The sequence below is a fragment of the Chryseobacterium sp. PTM-20240506 genome, from assembly GCF_048296755.1.
In the GTDB taxonomy this organism is placed as follows: Bacteria; Bacteroidota; Bacteroidia; order Flavobacteriales; family Weeksellaceae; genus Chryseobacterium; species Chryseobacterium proteolyticum.
Genome location: NZ_CP182581.1, coordinates 4,875,240 through 4,891,708, shown reverse-complemented (window position 1 = coordinate 4,891,708; position 16,469 = coordinate 4,875,240). Strand labels below are relative to the sequence as shown.

21 protein-coding genes and 1 riboswitch are annotated in these 16,469 nt (G+C 35.8%); of the genes, 9 read left to right on the top strand and 12 right to left on the bottom strand.

The genetic code is table 11. The features are described 5' to 3' along the window. Positions 1-28: 28 nt before the first annotated feature. Positions 29-433, bottom strand: coding sequence for a phosphoheptose isomerase (locus ACNFU2_RS21955; protein WP_172278324.1), 405 nt, complete (start codon positions 431-433; stop codon positions 29-31). 265 nt (positions 434-698) lie between these two features. Beyond that, complete coding sequence (locus ACNFU2_RS21950; protein ID WP_306611520.1) at positions 699-1,115, bottom strand: carboxymuconolactone decarboxylase family protein; 417 nt, start codon at positions 1,113-1,115, stop codon at positions 699-701. A gap of 106 nt (positions 1,116-1,221) precedes the next feature. Here ACNFU2_RS21950 and ACNFU2_RS21945 point away from each other — a divergent pair, with 106 nt between their 5' ends. The 4 genes from ACNFU2_RS21945 (at position 1,222) to gcvT (ending at position 4,240) form a co-directional block, all read left to right on the top strand. After that, complete coding sequence (locus tag ACNFU2_RS21945) at positions 1,222-2,061, top strand: AraC family transcriptional regulator (protein WP_418123149.1); 840 nt, start codon at positions 1,222-1,224, stop codon at positions 2,059-2,061. Positions 2,062-2,162: 101 nt separating this feature from the next. Next, complete coding sequence (idi, locus tag ACNFU2_RS21940) at positions 2,163-2,672, top strand: isopentenyl-diphosphate Delta-isomerase (RefSeq protein WP_273647489.1); 510 nt, start codon at positions 2,163-2,165, stop codon at positions 2,670-2,672. Next, the gene (locus ACNFU2_RS21935) at positions 2,673-3,152 is read left to right on the top strand and encodes a hypothetical protein (RefSeq protein WP_273647488.1); all 480 of its coding nucleotides are present in this window, start codon (positions 2,673-2,675) and stop codon (positions 3,150-3,152) included. An 11-nt stretch (positions 3,153-3,163) separates the two neighbouring features. Continuing rightward, positions 3,164-4,240 carry a glycine cleavage system aminomethyltransferase GcvT gene (gcvT, locus tag ACNFU2_RS21930; RefSeq protein ID WP_273647487.1) on the top strand — a complete coding sequence of 359 codons (1,077 nt, stop codon included), beginning with the start codon at positions 3,164-3,166 and terminating at the stop codon, positions 4,238-4,240. A gap of 70 nt (positions 4,241-4,310) precedes the next feature. Here gcvT and ACNFU2_RS21925 read toward each other — a convergent pair whose 3' ends face one another. The 4 genes from ACNFU2_RS21925 to ACNFU2_RS21910 form a co-directional block, all read right to left on the bottom strand. Further along, the gene (locus ACNFU2_RS21925) at positions 4,311-4,745 is read right to left on the bottom strand and encodes a hypothetical protein (RefSeq protein WP_273647486.1); all 435 of its coding nucleotides are present in this window, start codon (positions 4,743-4,745) and stop codon (positions 4,311-4,313) included. Positions 4,746-4,835: 90 nt separating this feature from the next. Further along, on the bottom strand, positions 4,836-5,021 hold the full coding sequence (locus ACNFU2_RS21920) for a hypothetical protein (protein WP_273647485.1): 186 nt from the start codon (positions 5,019-5,021) through the stop codon (positions 4,836-4,838). 151 nt (positions 5,022-5,172) lie between these two features. After that, positions 5,173-5,874: a hypothetical protein gene (locus ACNFU2_RS21915; protein WP_418123146.1), complete on the bottom strand. Its 702-nt coding sequence runs from the start codon at positions 5,872-5,874 to the stop codon at positions 5,173-5,175. A gap of 290 nt (positions 5,875-6,164) precedes the next feature. Then, a complete protein-coding gene (locus ACNFU2_RS21910) occupies positions 6,165-6,518 on the bottom strand; it encodes an arsenate reductase family protein (RefSeq protein ID WP_273647483.1) in 354 nt (117 codons plus the stop codon). Between the two features lie 116 nt (positions 6,519-6,634). Between ACNFU2_RS21910 and ACNFU2_RS21905 the strand changes: the two genes are divergently transcribed. The 5 genes from ACNFU2_RS21905 to ACNFU2_RS21885 all read left to right on the top strand — a co-directional run bounded on the left by ACNFU2_RS21905 (position 6,635) and on the right by ACNFU2_RS21885 (position 11,396). Continuing rightward, the gene (locus tag ACNFU2_RS21905) at positions 6,635-7,102 is read left to right on the top strand and encodes an acyl-CoA thioesterase (protein WP_172277690.1); all 468 of its coding nucleotides are present in this window, start codon (positions 6,635-6,637) and stop codon (positions 7,100-7,102) included. Between the two features lie 74 nt (positions 7,103-7,176). Then, positions 7,177-8,019, top strand: coding sequence for a GLPGLI family protein (locus ACNFU2_RS21900; RefSeq protein WP_273647482.1), 843 nt, complete (start codon positions 7,177-7,179; stop codon positions 8,017-8,019). A 13-nt stretch (positions 8,020-8,032) separates the two neighbouring features. After that, positions 8,033-8,100: riboswitch (Fluoride riboswitch) on the top strand. 30 nt (positions 8,101-8,130) lie between these two features. Next, complete coding sequence (locus ACNFU2_RS21895) at positions 8,131-9,435, top strand: voltage-gated chloride channel family protein (protein WP_273647481.1); 1,305 nt, start codon at positions 8,131-8,133, stop codon at positions 9,433-9,435. Positions 9,436-9,495: 60 nt separating this feature from the next. Then, entirely contained in the window at positions 9,496-10,377 is an 882-nt protein-coding gene (locus tag ACNFU2_RS21890; RefSeq protein WP_273647480.1) for a LysR family transcriptional regulator, read from the top strand. 62 nt (positions 10,378-10,439) lie between these two features. Further along, positions 10,440-11,396 (top strand): YeiH family protein, encoded by a 957-nt coding sequence (locus tag ACNFU2_RS21885; RefSeq protein ID WP_306611512.1) that lies wholly within the window; start codon positions 10,440-10,442, stop codon positions 11,394-11,396. A gap of 83 nt (positions 11,397-11,479) precedes the next feature. On the opposite strand, the gene ACNFU2_RS21880 is transcribed toward ACNFU2_RS21885, so the two are convergent. The 6 genes from ACNFU2_RS21880 to ACNFU2_RS21855 all read right to left on the bottom strand — a co-directional run bounded on the left by ACNFU2_RS21880 (position 11,480) and on the right by ACNFU2_RS21855 (position 16,466). Then, positions 11,480-11,674, bottom strand: a complete 195-nt coding sequence (locus tag ACNFU2_RS21880; RefSeq protein WP_172277680.1) for a hypothetical protein — start codon at positions 11,672-11,674, stop codon at positions 11,480-11,482. A 168-nt stretch (positions 11,675-11,842) separates the two neighbouring features. Continuing rightward, entirely contained in the window at positions 11,843-13,087 is a 1,245-nt protein-coding gene (locus ACNFU2_RS21875) for an MFS transporter (RefSeq protein WP_273647478.1), read from the bottom strand. 73 nt (positions 13,088-13,160) lie between these two features. Then, positions 13,161-14,729, bottom strand: a complete 1,569-nt coding sequence (gene rny / locus ACNFU2_RS21870) for a ribonuclease Y (RefSeq protein ID WP_172277676.1) — start codon at positions 14,727-14,729, stop codon at positions 13,161-13,163. A 226-nt stretch (positions 14,730-14,955) separates the two neighbouring features. Further along, a complete protein-coding gene (locus ACNFU2_RS21865) occupies positions 14,956-15,243 on the bottom strand; it encodes a cell division protein ZapA (RefSeq protein WP_172277674.1) in 288 nt (95 codons plus the stop codon). Beyond that, positions 15,243-15,545, bottom strand: coding sequence for a hypothetical protein (locus ACNFU2_RS21860; protein ID WP_172277672.1), 303 nt, complete (start codon positions 15,543-15,545; stop codon positions 15,243-15,245). Before ACNFU2_RS21860 ends, ACNFU2_RS21865 begins: the two co-directional genes overlap by 1 nt. A gap of 138 nt (positions 15,546-15,683) precedes the next feature. Next, positions 15,684-16,466: a porin family protein gene (locus ACNFU2_RS21855; protein WP_172277670.1), complete on the bottom strand. Its 783-nt coding sequence runs from the start codon at positions 16,464-16,466 to the stop codon at positions 15,684-15,686. Between the last annotated feature and the right edge of the window lie 3 nt (positions 16,467-16,469).

Here is a 16,469-nt window from a genome sequence, read left to right as displayed (position 1 = left end):
CATTAATCTTTAAATCTTTGAATTATTTTTAATCTTCTTTGAAAACTTCGATTGTCACTTGTTTTTCGACCAGATCAGTAAATTTCCCTTTGTATCTTGTCGCTCTCACCAGGTGGTTATCAATCCAGTGATAGTTCCCTCCTCTTGGTTTTCCACACAAAACACTATGGTATTTGAATCCGTGTTTATCCAGCCAGTCAATTGTAATTTGTTTTAAATTTTCAGTGCGGGAAGTAAAAAAGCATATCTGATGTCCTTCATCATACCATTTATTTATGGTTTCTAAAGCATCGGGATAAGGCTCACAGGTAACCATTCTCTCCGGTTCTTCGTTCGGAACATCATCCGTAATTGTTCCGTCAATATCTATTAAGTAATTTTTTACTCCGTCCTTTAGTACTGGACTCACGTGTTCGATATAATCTAGCTCCATCATAAAAATTTGAATTACAAAGTTACGATTTTTACAATGAAAAGAGGTGTTAAACTTTGTTTATGTTAAAAATTTACTACTATAACGTAAATTAGATTAATAAATTCAATATTAAATCAACCAATTTTACATTTATGATTTAAAATTTTCAGTTTCACTTGAGTTTAATCACCAGAAGTTCATTAAAAATAATATCAGATTTCAACAAATAACCACAAGATTTACATTATTGATAATCTGAGATATCATCACTGAACAGAAAATTTTAAAATTTTTCTCCAAGGCTAATGCGCAACCGGTTCAAGGCATTCATAAGGGAAATACTTGATGTAAGTTCTACAATCTCCCTTTCAGAGAATTCAGTTTGAAGTTCTACAAGTAAATTACTGATATCTCCATTGATGAAGGTTACAGCGTCTGCCCACTGTAAAACTAAGAGCTGTTTTTTACTGAATGATGCCGAGTGCTTATATCCCGGGATCTTATTTATTATTGACTGATCGATACCCATATCTCTGAGTTCTCCGGCATGGAAACTGCAACAATAGGCACAGCCGTTTAACTGGGATATCCTCAGCTCGGCCAGAGCAATAAGTTTATTATCAATTCCTGAATTTCTGATACTTGAATGAGCCTGATATAAATATCCAACAGTTTGCCTGGCTATACTTTTATAATCCATCTTTTTTTTACAAAGCTACAGCAGGCATACATTCTTAAAAGAGTAAAAAAAACAGAAGATTAAGTATAAATAAAAGATTAATTTTGTACTAATCATTGATGCTGCGATGGACCATATACATGAGCTTATTGAAATCGAAATAACTGAGTTATCTGAATGGAAGGACCGTTTCCGTAAAAACAGTTTTTTTGAACTCGTCTTCATTCTTTCGGGGAAAGGAGTACAAAGTATAGAATACAAAACCCGGAATTATCAACCTCAGGATTTCTTTTTGCTTCCCTATTCAAAGTGTCATGCCTATGACATCATCCAGCCTACTCAATTTTTATTCATCCGGTTTACAGAGCATTATTTTAAAAACCTTAAAAATACGGATATCAATTACTCACAATGGTACAGCAAACTCAATTATATCATAGGATTCTATGATTTCAGCACAGGACTTGTTTTTCATGATAATAAAGACAAGGAACAGGTTAGAAGATTATTGGATATTATAGTTTATGAAAAGGATCAGAACGCGGCGTATTCTGAAACGTTAATCGCCAATTCCCTGTCTTCAATACTTACAATTATCAGTTCAAGACTGGCCGATACGAAAGAGAAAGGTGATACTAAATTTTCTGAAATCATCCGGCATATCAATCAAAACATCATTAATGAGGATCAATTGTCTATCGATTATTTATCCAAAAAATTTAATCTTTCCGGAAAGTATTTCAGCGAATATTTCAAAAGAAATGCCGGCGAAACATTAAAGGAATATACTCAAAAAACCAAACTGCAGATAGCGATCAACAGGATTACATATACAACAGCTCCATTACAGGAAATTGCATGGAGCCTGGGTTTTACCGACGGAAGCCACCTTAATAAGGCCTTAAAAAAGCATTTCGGTATATCTTCATCCATATTGAGAAAAGAAAAACGAACTGCAGATCATTAAAAAGTTCCGAAAATTTCAGGGATTCCATTCGCGATCAGGCATTGATATGATGTTTCCCCAAAAATTTCCAAAATACATTTATTAGACTTACATTTGTAGGAATGGAAGAATTGGTAGTCTTAGTAAATCCGCAGGACAATGTTATAGGTTTGATGGAAAAACAGCAGGCACACATTAATGGCTTGCTACACCGGGCTTTTTCCGTATTTCTATTTAATGAAAAGGGAGAAATGCTCTTGCAAAAAAGAGCTTCGGAAAAATATCATTCTCCTAACCAATGGACCAATGCAGTATGCTCGCATCCCAGAAATGGTGAAAGCTATCTGGCAGGTGCAAAGCGTAGGGTGAAAGAAGAACTGGGAATAGAAGTAGAACTTGCGGAAAAATTCAGTTTTATTTATAAAGCTGATGTTGGCGGTGGACTTTGGGAGCATGAGCTTGACCATGTGTTCGTCGGAAATTATGATGCTGATTTCAGTTTAAATAAAAAAGAGGTTGAAGAGGTAAGATACATCTCCATTGCTGATCTGGATAAAGAGATCTCTGAGAACCCAGAAAATTTTACAGAATGGTTTAAAATCATTCTGGAAGAATACAAACACCATTTTTAGATGAGAAAAAATTTGATCGCAGGATTAATATTGATGTTAGGCTGTTTTACCTTTGCACAGAAAACGGCAGTTTATGAAAGTACCAATTACACGATTAACGTTCCTGAAGGGTGGAAATCGACAAATGACGATGATATTGTAAATATATTTCCTTCGAATGAAATTGGTGCCATTACAATTTCAGAATACCATGACCTGAATATTCCTAAAGAGGAAACAAAAAAATTCATCCTTGCCCTTTACAAATCCAATGATGAAGAAAGCAAGGTAAAATCCGGTAAAGGAAAGAAAGGAAAGAAAGGATACACAGAATATACGTATGAATATTTTGATGATCACGATAAGCTTTTCTGGATTACCAAAGTTTTTCAAAAAGAGAAAAACCTGTTCATTATTTCCATCAATTGTGGCCAGAAATATTGGAATGGCAATTATATGAATCTTTTCAATGATACTTTTAACAGCTTTAAAATAAAGTAATAAAAATAAATATGAAGAAAACAGCCTTGTACGACAAACACGTTTCTTTAGGAGCGAAAATAGTACCTTTCGCAGGCTTCGAAATGCCTGTACAATATTCCGGAGTTACGGAAGAACATTTTGCAGTGAGAGAAAACGCGGGAATATTCGATGTTTCTCACATGGGACAATTTTTCATTGAGGGTCCTGGTTCTAAAGAGCTTTTGCAATTCGTTACGACAAATAATGTAAATGCACTGGAAAAAGGAAAAGCCCAATATTCTTGTCTTCCTAATGAGAATGGCGGTATCGTAGATGACCTTATCGTGTATCAGATGGATGATGAAAAATATTTTGTAGTAGTTAATGCTTCAAATATTGAAAAGGACTGGAATCATATTTCAAAATACAACACTTTCGGAGCTAAAATGACCAACGCTTCCGATGAAATGTCACTTTTGGCAATTCAGGGACCGAATGCAACAGCAATCCTTCAAAAGCTTACTGACGTTAACTTGTCTGAAATTCCTTACTATCACTTCACAGTAGGGGCTGTAGCAGGAGTAAACGATGTCATTATTTCAAATACGGGATATACTGGCAGCGGAGGATTTGAAATTTATTTTAAAAATGAAGATGCCGTAAAACTTTGGGATGAGATCATCAAAGCAGGAGAAACAGAGGGTATTATTCCTTGTGGACTTGCTGCCAGAGATACTTTGCGACTTGAAAAAGGATTCTGTCTTTACGGAAATGATATCGATGATACAACTTCTCCTATTGAAGCCGGTTTAGGATGGATCACAAAATTCGATAAAGATTTCCTTTCTAAAGAAACCTTTGCAAAACAAAAAGAAGAAGGAGTAATAAGAAAACTGGTTGCTTTTGAACTTCAGGACAAAGGGGTTCCTAGACATGATTATCCTGTAGTGGATGCGGAAGGAAATGTAATCGGAAAAGTAACTTCAGGAACGCAGTCTCCTATGAAAAAGATTGGTTTAGGATTGGCTTATGTTGCTAAACCTCATTTTAAATTAGGATCGGATATCTTCATCCAGGTAAGAAATAAAAATATCCCTGCAAAAGTTGTGAAGGCACCTTTTGTATAGAAAGGAATATTTTATTAAAATAAAAACCGTAGGAGTTCCTACGGTTTTATTTTTTTTATTGGGGTTTTTGTTATCGGTAAACCAAAATATCCTTGATGATCATACTTCCATACAATTTCTTTTCCGCATTGGTAAAGTAATATTTATTTCTTCTGCTATAAGCGTCAGCAGTTCTGTAAGAAAATCCTGTTTGCCAGATAATGAGCATTTTGGTTTCATTTAAAATCGGATAATTGATATCATAAAACCGAAACAAAGACCGCTCAACAATGGTACTATCTCTTATATCTGGGGTGTTCCAAACAGTTCGTGGATATATTCTGGTCATTTTGCTCAATAAATAAGAAAAGGGTTTTCCTCTATATTCGAATTTCTTAAGTTCAAAATTTGTTTTAAGATAATGTAAAGTATCCAGTTCTTTGGTATTCTTTTTATCTAAATCAATCTTATGCTGAGCATGAAGATGACAAAAGACGCAACTTAACAGAACGAAAATATATTTCATGATACAAAGGTAAAACAGAATGCAAATATTGTTAAAATAATTTGCTTTTCCACAATAAAAAAGACTGTGTAGGATACAGTCTCTTTTAGTTTAATAGCAGATACAGCATAATTTCCGATCCGGGGTACATACATCACCCATTCCCGGATTATTGGAAACTACTCCACCGGCACCACCGCATAAAAAATTGCAATTTACAACAGGTCCGATTCCTCCATTGATTTCTCTAAGGTCTCCCCTGTTTAGGCTTTTGATTTTGTGAACATTTTTTAACATAATAATATTTTTGGTATCATCAAATATAGAATTTTTCCGACATATAGAAACGATATCTGAAGAAAAATAAATCACATAAATACCTGAAGTAAAATCACATAGAACAAAACCACGCCTTAATTTTGGCTATATTAAACCAATCACTCAACATTTATCTTTTAATTGACAAGCGATGTGCTGATGTCTCGTCCATACCACCAGCCAAAACACTAAGAACTTTATTCCATACATTCTTTTTCTCAGACAGGGATTGATTTAATTCATCGTAAGCCTCCGCATATTGTCTTTCATAATTTTGATCTTCCGAATCCGGGTAACTCCATGGAATATATTTCAGGATATCTAATGTTAAAGCATCAATTTCATCCGGTTCAAGGTTTTCCATGAGGGTTAGTTTTAATTTATAAGATTCAGATGTGGAAAGAATCCGGTTCAGATTCTTTGAAATAATCTCCCAGATGCTGTCCCATTTTTGAAGGTTTTCTGCTGTAAAAATACTGTTTCCTACATTTTGCATTTCTATCAGAATGTTAATTACAACATCTTTATAATGGTTGTAAGCTTGTCTTATTTCAAGCAGGTTGGAGCGGTCCTTATTTATGAATTTGTCTTCGATACTCCTAAGTATTCCAAGCAATACAATGATATTTTCAAGTAGCTTAGCTTTTTCGTTCAGCCATAAATTGATAATGATGCAATCATTAAACAAAACAATAAGTTCTCCAGCTTCATCAATCTTTTTTATGATGCCATCATTGCCCTCCACAATCTCCTTGTGGGTAAGGGTAATATCAGTGCTTAATTTTCTTAGGTTCTGGACAGCTTTTATTACAGGATTAAAATCTTTTTCCATCATAATTTGTTTTATTTTTTGTGTTTATAAATTATAGATGAAAAATTTCACAGATCCTGTTTAGGGAATTTGGGAATTAAGAGAATCAGGGAGTTTTTTCATCACCAGCTAACATACAAAAAAATCTAAAAATCATTTTTTTATCAAATTCTACTGAAAAGCAAATATCCGGTAAACAATACCGGATATTCAAAATCGTACATGTATTTAATTGAGTGAAATATTTCGAATCAGAAAAATAATCCTTTACAAATCGAAGTTTTAAATTTGTATGATCTTATTTTCAGAAATTAATCGGCACCAAAGAACTTTTTTAAATTCTCAATATTGTTTTTGTCATTTCCCACAAAAATTTCCTTATCCGTTACGAAAACAGGTCGCTTCAAAAAGGTATAATGATCCAGTAATAAATTTTTAAAATCCTTTTCTTTTAATGATTTTACATCCAGTCCCCGTAATTTGATCTGTGTAGACTTTTTGCTAAACAATGCTTCATACGATTGAGTCCTTTTGTACATCTCAGCAAGCTCTTCTTCTGTAACCGGCTCTTTCTTAATTTCTCGGAGTTCCCAGTCTGTAAGATCAAACTGTGCCAATATCTTTCTGCAGGTATCGCAGGTATTCAGGTGGAATACTTTTTTCATCTCTATTATGATTTTTATGATCCTAAAAAAGCTTATGATAAGCTTTAACCCTTCAAAATTATGATTTAATTCAGGATTTTGAAAATTATTAAATATCTTTATTCAAATTTTATACAATGCAGAACAAGCCAATTACGTTTCAGTTTATCTCGGAACCATCGGATGTTAATTATGGAGGAAATGTTCACGGGGGAAGCGTGATGAAATGGATAGACCAGGCCGGCTATGCCTGTGCGACTACCTGGAGCGGAAATTATTCTGTAACGGTTTACGTAGGGGGAATTCGTTTTTATGAACCCATTAAAATCGGGGAAATTGTGAAGGTTGAAGCTCAGGTTATTTATACCGGAACCTCCAGCATGCACATTTCGATCAATGTATTTTCGAGAAACCTCAAGCAACCTAATTTTGACAAGAAGACACATTGCATCATTGTTTTTGTGGCCGTGGATGAAAATGGCAAAAAGCTGCCTGTTCCTAAATGGGTTCCTGAGACTGAAGAAGAAAAGCAGCAGGAGCAGTATGCAAAAAGACTTATGGAATTAAGGACCCAGATTGAGGATGAAATGAAGCCTTTTTTATAAGAAAGGCAGCAATTCATTAATCATAAAGAGATGAGCAACAATTTATAGTTAAGGAATAGAAATTTATAGATATCATGAAAATTATTTTTACATTATCTGCCCTGTTAATTATTACTTTTGTTCAGTCCCAGACCCATAGGTTCATTTATGAGCTCAAATATAAAATGGACTCCACGGAATCCGGTTATGAAAAGCTGAATATGATCCTGGATATCACCCCAAAAGAAGTTAAGTTCTACGGACAAAACCTAATGGCTACGGATTCTTTAAATAAAAAGTTCGGAATGAACTCCAGCTATACGGATATGTCCGGACAGGTTGTAAAAAGAAAAGTCAACTCCTTTGATCACGAAAATTTCATTAACATAAAAGCAGGATATTATTCATTCAGGACTACGGACAAAATCAACTGGATGATCTCTGATGAAGTGAAAAAAGTAGAACATTACACTTTGCAAAAAGCAACTGCCGATTTTGGAGGAAGAAGCTGGACTGCATGGTTTTGTAAGGATATTCCATTTAATGAAGGACCTTTTAAATTTCGTGGTCTGCCGGGTTTAATTTTTGAATTATCCGATTCAAATAAAAATTTCATCTATCATCTTCTAAAAAGCGAAACATTAACCGGAACACCATCCACTGAAGATTTTCTGGAGTCTAATTTTGGCAACAAAGCGGTCCCTATCAATGAAAAGCAAAAGCAAAAATTATTGCTGGAATTTTATAATGACCCTTTTGCTTTTGAAAGAAATACCATCAGCAAAACGGCAACTGATCTTAATATCAATATCAACGGAAAAGAAATCCGCAATGTAGATGAGCTGAATACACAAACCAAAAGCATGCAGGAGGTAATAAGAAAGTATAATAATCCTATTGAGATTGATAAAGCAATGCATTATAAGATTAATAAATAATATTTATCTTTGTAGTTCAAAAGGAAATGGTGTTCTTCCTTACCCAACCGCTTTACGTAAGCTGATGACGCCTGATTAATAGATTATCAACCAAAATTAATCAGGATTATTATGTCTAAAAATCCCCGAACAGTAAGTAAAAAAATAGTATTTCATTCAAGATTTTTCTTTAGAAAATTCCCTGCTCTCCCATATATTGTAAAATGGCTTTGCATCAGCTCGATCATCGGGATTCTGGTCGGAAGTGCCTCAGCCGGGTTTTTGCAGTCCCTTGAATGGGCTACCCGTTTCAGAGAGAACCATATCTGGTTGATTTCGCTTCTTCCGGTGGCCGGTTTTTTAATAGGCCTGCTATATCATTACTATGGAAAGGACGTCGAAGCCGGTAATAATTTACTGATCGATACCATTCATGATCCTCAGGAAACCATTCCTTTTAAAATGGCTCCTTTTGTATATCTGGGTACTATAGTTACTCATTTTTTTGGAGGTTCTGCAGGCCGGGAAGGAACAGCAATACAAATGGCAGGAGCAATTTCAGACCAGATCAGTAAACCATTCAGACTGGATAAAACCGAAAGGAAAATTTTAATTATTGCTGCCATAGCTGCTGGTTTCGGTTCTGTTTTTGGAACACCGCTAGCCGGAGCGGTATTCGGTCTTGAAGTTTTTCTCATTGGAAGGATCCGTTATAATGCCATTTTTCCTGCATTTGCGTCTGCTATTATTGCAAACTGGGCAACCGATCTGTGGAATGTAAAACATACCCATTATCATATTGATTTCGTCCCAAAACCTGAGTTTTTACCTATTCTTTACAGTATTCTGGCCGGTATTGCTTTTGGTCTGTGTGCAGCAGCATTCAGTAAAATGATACATTGGGCAGGAAGAATATTCAAATCTAAAATCACGTTTCCCCCATTCCGGCCTATTGTGGGTGGTGGTATTGTTGCTATTGCTGTATTTACAATGGGAACGACACGGTATATCGGTCTGGGGATCCCCACAATTGTGGAATCATTCGAAAATCAGCTGCCTTTTTATGATTTTGCCTTAAAAATGATTTTTACGATCATAACATTATCCGCAGGATTCAAAGGCGGTGAAGTAACTCCGTTATTTTTTATCGGAGCAACATTGGGAAGTGCTTTATCCCTGTTTATCCCTCTTCCTTTCGGGCTTTTGGCAGGAATGGGTTTTGTGGCAGTTTTTGCGGGAGCAACCAATACTCCCCTTGCGTGTATGCTTATGGGGATTGAGCTTTTTGGAGCTGAATCCGGAATTTATGTTGCCATAGCTTGTGTTGTTTCTTATTTGTTATCGGGCAGAAACAGCATTTACACACGGCAAAGAATCGGACAAGCTAAACATCGCAGATACGAGAGCGACCAGGATAAAAGTTTTTCAGATCTCTGAATTTTAAAGGTATTCTTACATACAATTTAACTAAGTTTGTGTCTTAATTGTTTTTACAGCATGTTTGACTACAGACTTAAAGTTTTTCATACGGTTGCTTCAAGACTGAGCTTTACAAAAGCTTCTGAGGAGTTGAATATCTCGCAACCGGCGGTCACCAAACATATCAAGGAAATAGAAAGCCAGCTTAACACCAGGCTGTTTAACAGGAAAGGTACATCTATCCAGCTTACTGGTAGTGGAGTCATACTTTACAAATATGCAGAAAAAATCCGCAATATGTACAGGGATCTGGAGTTTGAAATTTATCAGCTGAATTCTGAACACAGGGGAAAACTGATTATTGGAGCAAGTACTACCGTTGCACAATATATTCTTCCTGAGATCCTCGCAAAATTTCATTCGTATTACCGGGATATTAAGATTGAACTGCTTACTTACAATACAGAAGCTATATCAACATTATTAAAAGAGGGTAAAATTGACTTGGGAATCATTGAAGGCGAATCCCAATCTTCTTATTTTGATTATAAAATTTTTAAACCCGATGAAATTGTACTTGTTGCAAAATCGGACCACCCTCTTATGAACAAGACACTGCAATTGAAAGACTTATACAATACAGACCTGATCTTCCGGGAGCAAGGTTCGGGAACACAGGAATTTATCCAGAGTCGGTTAAAAGAAAAAGGCATTGATCTAGAAAATCTCAATATTGTTATGCAATTGGGAAGCAGCGAAAGTATAAAAAACTACCTCCTTCATTCCGAATGTCTAGCATTTCTTTCCGTAAGCACTGTCTTAAATGAGCTGAAAAATAATACTCTGACGATTATTGATATTAAAAATTTCAGTATTGAACGAAACTTCCATTATATCCTTCCGAAAGGAGAGCAATCTGCCCTTATTCAACTTTTCTTAAAATTTATAAATTATAACTAAAAGTTATAAAGTATAACAAAATACAATTTACATTGTAATAATTAATTGTAGAATTTTGAAGAATGAATTCAAGAATCTATAATATGAATCGTTTTATCCACAACGAAAAAACAAAGAAAATCATTTTCCTTACATTAGCAGTCATTACGCTTACACCGTGGATTTCATCTCCCATCGCTCTTGCTTTAGGATTTCTACTCGCTGTCCTTTTAGGAAATCCTTTTGAGAAATATCTCCATCGGTATATTCACTTACTGCTTCAGATATCCATTGTAGGGTTGGGTTTCGGATTAAAACTTAACGAAGCTTTACAGGCTGGTAAAACGGGTTTTATATTAACCGTTGTGAGCATTGCAACAGTAATGATCCTGGGGTATTTTTTAGGTAAAATATGTAAGCTGGAAAAAAAATTGTCATATCTGGTTTCTGTTGGTACCGCTATCTGTGGAGGCAGTGCCATAGCGGCTACCTCTCCCATCATTAAACCCAGCACCAAACAGATTTCTCTTGCTCTTGCAATCATTTTTACTTTAAACTCCATTGCATTATTTGTTTACCCTGTTATTGGTCATGCATTACACCTTTCCCAGGAACAATTCGGGTTATGGTGTGCGATCGGTATTCATGATACCAGTTCCGTTGTTGGAGCTGCAGGCAAGTTTGGGGATGAAGCATTAAAAACAGCCACTACTGTGAAGCTTGCCCGTGCTTTATGGATTATTCCGGTTTCTCTTATTACCATGTTGATCTTTAAAAATAAAGAATCGAAGATTAAAATTCCGTGGTTTATCGGATATTTTGTTTTTGCAATCTTATTAAATACCTATATACCCTTGTTTGCTCATTTCAGCGAGATCATTACCACAGTTTCAAAATCAGGATTAAACTTAACTTTATTTCTTATTGGATCCACCCTTTCTCTGCAAACCTTAAAAACAATTGGTTTTAAGCCACTGACTGTAGCTGTCATCCTATGGATTTCTATAAGTACGGGAACATTGTTGTATATTATCCATTAAAAAGACAAAAGCCCTTTGGATCCCCAAAAGGCTTTTGCGTATTAAATGTGGAAATGTTTATTTCTAACTGAAATAATTCATAATTAAATTGCCGACTGATCACAAGTATATACCTGTGGGCAAGCAATGTACTGAATGCAGTATTTAGGACCAGTTACAGAACCTGAACAGCTGCATCCGCATAGAGATAAATCAGGATTCACGTTTACACCCCCTACGATGTTTTTAAGTTCTCCTTTGTTTAATTTCTTAGCGTTTTTAAAAATGTTGTTTACCATGTGATTTGATTTTGAGATTGAACAATATAGTTTAATGATTTCAAATTTAAACAAATAATTAATATTCAAAGCATAGTTTACGAAAAAAATTCATAATTTATTAATATAAAAACAGTTATTAATTTTTTAAAGCAAAAAATACTTTTACAATTTATTAAACACCTGCTGTTATTCTGTAAATTCAAGGTCTTTGTTATGAGTTTCGGAGATCGTAATTGATGAATAAAATGCCAGTCCGAAAACGATTACTCCAACAATAGCGGCACTTATGATAACAGTAAAATTATGCTTAAGTAAGTCAAAAGCCAGAATCATTACAGGCACCAATCCCCTTACCATATTAGGAACAGTAGTCGTTGCCGTATTCCTGATATTGGTCCCGAACTGTTCGGCAGCCAGGGTAACGAACATGGCCCAATATCCTGTTCCCAGCCCTAGCCATACACAGAAAATGTAATATTTGGTTTCGGTATTGGTATTACCGAAAAGCATAACTGCAACACCTACCAGCGTAAATGCCAGCATATAAAAAATAGCCATTTTCCTGGATTTTAAAAGATGCGAAATAAATCCACTCATCAAATCCCCGATAGATATTCCAACGTATCCCCACATAATAGCTTTTCCGGGATTGATCTCCTTAATGCCCATTTCCGGAGCAAACTGATTGGCTAACACAGCAAGAATACCTATACAATACCAGGTTGGAAGTCCGACAGCTATACATTTCATATACCTGATGAAACGATCTTTATTGGTAAAAAGGGAAAGAAAATTGCCTTTTGAAACATTCGTCTGATGCTCAATATTCTTATAAATTCCCGATTCTGAAACGCTTATCCTTAAAAATAGCAGCATAATCCCCAGAACACCTCCGATAATGTAAGAAATATTCCAGCTTCCGGCGAGTTCAACAGTTAGCTGAGCCACTACCGCACCCATTAATCCAAAACCTGCCACTACAGATGTCCCTATTGCCCGTAAACTTTTTGGGAGGCTTTCAGAAACAAGGGTTATTCCGGCTCCAAGCTCTCCGGCTAACCCAATACCTGCTATAAACCTTAAACCCGCATATTGGTACACCAAATGCTCTTTAGGAAAGTAAGGAAGGAATCCACAGGCTATGTTTGCGAGGGAATATACAAGAATAGAACCGAATAATACGGATAGCCGGCCTTTTTTATCTCCAAAAATACCCCAGAAAACCCCACCAATCAATAAGCCGGTCATCTGGCAATTCAAAATGAAGGTACCATCCACATCAGGATTGAGGCCTAAAGCTTTTAAACTCGGAATCCTTACAATACCGAATAAAAGAAGGTCATAAATATCTACGAAATAACCGAGAGCAGAAATAATTACCGGAATGGAGAAAATGTACTTCAGCTTTGAAGACATGGATAGTTCTTGCATTTTTAAATTTTGATAAAAATAAAAAACCTTTCAATTTCTTGAAAGGTTTTTACAGAATATCTTTGTTAAATTATTATCTCGCAATATTCACAGCTCTCGTCTCTCTGATTACTGTTACTTTTACCTGTCCGGGATATGTTAATTCGTTCTGGATCTTTTCAGAGATATCGTAAGACAACTGAGAAGCAATTTCGTCATTCACTTTTCCGCTTTCTACCATTACTCTCAACTCTCTACCTGCCTGAATCGCGTAAGCACTTGATACTCCATCAAAGCTTAATGCTGCCGATTCAAGATCTTTCAGTCTCTGAATATAAGACTCCAATACCTGACGTCTTGCCCCCGGTCTTGCTCCGGAAATAGCATCGGCAACCTGGATAATTGGAGACAACAGGGAAGTCATTTCAACTTCGTCGTGGTGAGCTCCAATAGCATTGATTACCTCAGGATTTTCTCCATATTTCTCAGCCCATTGCATACCTAACAATGCGTGAGGAAGTTCAGATTCCTGTTCAGGAACCTTACCGATATCATGTAAAAGACCTGCTCTTTTTGCCAGTTTCACATTTAATCCAAGTTCAGCAGCCATGGTTGCAGCAATATTGGCTACTTCTCTGGAGTGCTGTAATAAGTTTTGTCCGTAAGAAGAACGGTATTTCATTCTACCTACGATCTTAATCAATTCAGGGTGTAATCCGTGAATTCCTAAATCTATGATGGTTCTTTTACCAACCTCAATGATTTCTTCTTCGATTTGTTTTCTCGTTTTTTCAACAACTTCTTCAATTCTTGCAGGGTGGATTCTTCCATCTGTAACCAATCTGTGAAGTGATAATCTTGCAATCTCTCTTCTTACAGGGTCAAAACATGAAAGAAGAATAGCTTCCGGGGTATCATCTACGATAATCTCTACTCCTGTTACCGCTTCCAGTGCACGGATATTTCTACCCTCTCTACCAATAATTCTACCTTTTACTTCATCAGATTCGATATTGAAAACCGATACTGAGTTTTCGATAGCCTGCTCTGTCCCGATTCTTTGAATCGTTTGAATTACGATTTTTCTGGCTTCACTCTTGGCATTAAGCTGGGCTTCTTCCATGATGCTCTGAACATGCGCCTGAGCTCTGGTTTTAGCTTCTGCTTTCATGGATTCTACCAATTCAGCTTTTGCTTCTTCTGCCGTATAGTTAGATATCTTTTCAAGAATTTCAACTTTTTTAGAAGTCACAGAATCCAATTCCTGTTGTTTTCTTTCTAAAATTTCGTTCTTCTTTGCATAATCTGCAATCTGCTTATCCAGATCCTTTTCAAGCTTTCCGGTCTTACTAAGCTCATCATTCAGCTTATGTTCCTTATCTTTTGTTCTTTTCTCAATCTCCTGTATTTTCTTTTCACGGGCCTGGATATCGGCATCGTGCTGAGATTTTAATTCAAGGAATTTCTCTTTAGCTTGAAGGTTCTTTTCTTTTTTTATGGATTCGGCTTGTACGTTAGCTTTTTCTATAAGGTTTTCAGCATTTTTCTTTGCATCATCTATAATAAATTTTGCCTTGGCATTGAGTGAGCTCTTAGAGAAAAGAATCCCTATAACCGCACCAACTACCAAGCAAATAACGCCGACTATAATGGCTGTTGTCATATATATTGAGTTTTAATTGTCTTTAATCATTTAAATAAAAAAAGCCTACAATAATCCAGTGATATAGAGTAAACTCCTAATCAACACGATTTGAACTGATTTCCACTGTCTGTAATCCGGAGAACCGGCACGCCATTCGATGGACATTTGTTCGGTAATTGTTTAGCGTTGAGTTTACCTTTAATGTGTTAGAACTATTGTAGGCAGTTGTTTCAGGAAAAAAAATCTATTTCCCAATTTCATTCAACGTCTGATTAATCTTTACTAATCTTTCGTTGGTTGAATTTATGTTTTTTTCGTAGTTAAGTGATACTACTTCAGCATTGGTTCCTAATTTAAGGGCACACATGGCCAAAGCATCCTGTTTATCTCTTACATCGAAGTTTTGTTCAAAATCTTTAATCATACTTTCAATCTGCTTCCCTACTTTACGCAAAGTCTCTTCCTCTGCGGCCGGTACGTTCAGCGGATACACTCTTCCTGCAATGTTGATGGTTATTCTCCTTACCTCCATTATAATCCACTGTTTTGAAGCTGAGCAATACAGAAATCAATTTCCTTTACTAATCGATTGATATGGTTTTTCATTAATCTATTATGTTCGGGATTTCCTGATATTGCTGAATAAAGTTTTATCTTTTTTTGTTCTTCTGCTAATACCTGACTTTTTTTTCTTTCCTCATCATATTTCTTCTTCAATTCTTCATGCTCTGTATTCAATTCCGTAAATTTCTCAGTAAGATTCTGATAGTTTTTATGTAAATTCAAAATCTTTTTTTCCAGCTCTGAAAAATTATTCTCTAAATCTTGAAGCATTCCAGGTTTTATATATTCTAACTGTTAGCAAAAATATAAAAATATTGACATTAACAAAAATAAAAGTCTCTATATTTTGATATGATGAACAAAAAAGGAGATGCTTTCGCATCTCCTTTTTATATTTTAAGTCTTTTCTTATTCAAATTTCAATACAAACATGATGGCTCTTGTCTGTAAAGTAGACATTGCAGCTGCCCAGTAAGGAGGAGTGTTTGCGTTATCCGCAACAACTTCGTTGTTCATAATGAACGTACCTCTGATGGCCGGAGTCAGTTTAAACTTATTGAAGTAAAACTGGATTCCCATCTCCGCAGACCACGCAAAGTTATGTGTAGTGGATCTGAAAACCTGCTGAAGGTTATCATCAGTGGAAGTAGAGTTGGATTGAAGATTCACGATATAATTTACCCCTGCAGCGACATATGGTCTGGAATTGTACCATCTCTGTCCGTGAAGCTCAAGCATGACCGGAATATCTACCAATGTTGATTTTACCTGTCTTACTTTATCTTTTTCCGTTAAAGGAAATGGAGTAAAAGGAGCATTTGTTAAAGTACCAGCCGCATACTGGTCATTAGACTGCGTGTTGAAAGTAAGTTCCCTTTGAGCAAATTGCAAGCCTGGTTCTGCTCTTAAATCTAAATAGTCATTCAATCTCCATTTACCGATTAATCCGGCTCCGAAGCTTGTACTGCTCTTAGATGTAACAAGATTTTGATTCCCATTCATACCATATCTTGGGTTTAATACGATACGGTAGTCCAGTATATTGCCATTCAGATAAAAACCCCAACTGAAGACTTGTTGATCAAATTCCTCCAACTTATCCATTCTGTTTCGGGTTCTAAATTGCGCATCTGCAAAGATTGCAATATTTACTGAGGCTAACACCAGTGCTTTTAATAAAAATTTATTCATAGG

Excerpts from the sequence above, each read along its gene's own strand:
- ACNFU2_RS21875 (WP_273647478.1), bottom strand. The coding sequence starts at position 13,087 with ATGCAAGAACTATCCATGTCTTCAAAGCTGAAGTACATTTTCTCCATT.
- ACNFU2_RS21950 (WP_306611520.1), bottom strand. The coding sequence starts at position 1,115 with ATGGATTATAAAAGTATAGCCAGGCAAACTGTTGGATATTTATATCAG.
- ACNFU2_RS21925 (WP_273647486.1), bottom strand. The coding sequence starts at position 4,745 with ATGAAATATATTTTCGTTCTGTTAAGTTGCGTCTTTTGTCATCTTCAT.
- ACNFU2_RS21910 (WP_273647483.1), bottom strand. The coding sequence starts at position 6,518 with ATGAAAAAAGTATTCCACCTGAATACCTGCGATACCTGCAGAAAGATA.
- ACNFU2_RS21900 (WP_273647482.1), top strand. The coding sequence starts at position 7,177 with ATGAAAATTATTTTTACATTATCTGCCCTGTTAATTATTACTTTTGTT.
- rny (WP_172277676.1), bottom strand. The coding sequence starts at position 14,729 with ATGACAACAGCCATTATAGTCGGCGTTATTTGCTTGGTAGTTGGTGCG.
- gcvT (WP_273647487.1), top strand. The coding sequence starts at position 3,164 with ATGAAGAAAACAGCCTTGTACGACAAACACGTTTCTTTAGGAGCGAAA.
- ACNFU2_RS21935 (WP_273647488.1), top strand. The coding sequence starts at position 2,673 with ATGAGAAAAAATTTGATCGCAGGATTAATATTGATGTTAGGCTGTTTT.
- ACNFU2_RS21880 (WP_172277680.1), bottom strand. The coding sequence starts at position 11,674 with ATGGTAAACAACATTTTTAAAAACGCTAAGAAATTAAACAAAGGAGAA.
- ACNFU2_RS21890 (WP_273647480.1), top strand. The coding sequence starts at position 9,496 with ATGTTTGACTACAGACTTAAAGTTTTTCATACGGTTGCTTCAAGACTG.
- ACNFU2_RS21915 (WP_418123146.1), bottom strand. The coding sequence starts at position 5,874 with ATGGAAAAAGATTTTAATCCTGTAATAAAAGCTGTCCAGAACCTAAGA.
- ACNFU2_RS21945 (WP_418123149.1), top strand. The coding sequence starts at position 1,222 with ATGGACCATATACATGAGCTTATTGAAATCGAAATAACTGAGTTATCT.
- ACNFU2_RS21895 (WP_273647481.1), top strand. The coding sequence starts at position 8,131 with ATGTCTAAAAATCCCCGAACAGTAAGTAAAAAAATAGTATTTCATTCA.
- ACNFU2_RS21860 (WP_172277672.1), bottom strand. The coding sequence starts at position 15,545 with ATGCTTCAAGATTTAGAGAATAATTTTTCAGAGCTGGAAAAAAAGATT.
- ACNFU2_RS21905 (WP_172277690.1), top strand. The coding sequence starts at position 6,635 with ATGCAGAACAAGCCAATTACGTTTCAGTTTATCTCGGAACCATCGGAT.
- ACNFU2_RS21885 (WP_306611512.1), top strand. The coding sequence starts at position 10,440 with ATGAATTCAAGAATCTATAATATGAATCGTTTTATCCACAACGAAAAA.
- ACNFU2_RS21920 (WP_273647485.1), bottom strand. The coding sequence starts at position 5,021 with ATGTTAAAAAATGTTCACAAAATCAAAAGCCTAAACAGGGGAGACCTT.
- idi (WP_273647489.1), top strand. The coding sequence starts at position 2,163 with ATGGAAGAATTGGTAGTCTTAGTAAATCCGCAGGACAATGTTATAGGT.
- ACNFU2_RS21865 (WP_172277674.1), bottom strand. The coding sequence starts at position 15,243 with ATGGAGGTAAGGAGAATAACCATCAACATTGCAGGAAGAGTGTATCCG.
- ACNFU2_RS21855 (WP_172277670.1), bottom strand. The coding sequence starts at position 16,466 with ATGAATAAATTTTTATTAAAAGCACTGGTGTTAGCCTCAGTAAATATT.
- ACNFU2_RS21955 (WP_172278324.1), bottom strand. The coding sequence starts at position 433 with ATGGAGCTAGATTATATCGAACACGTGAGTCCAGTACTAAAGGACGGA.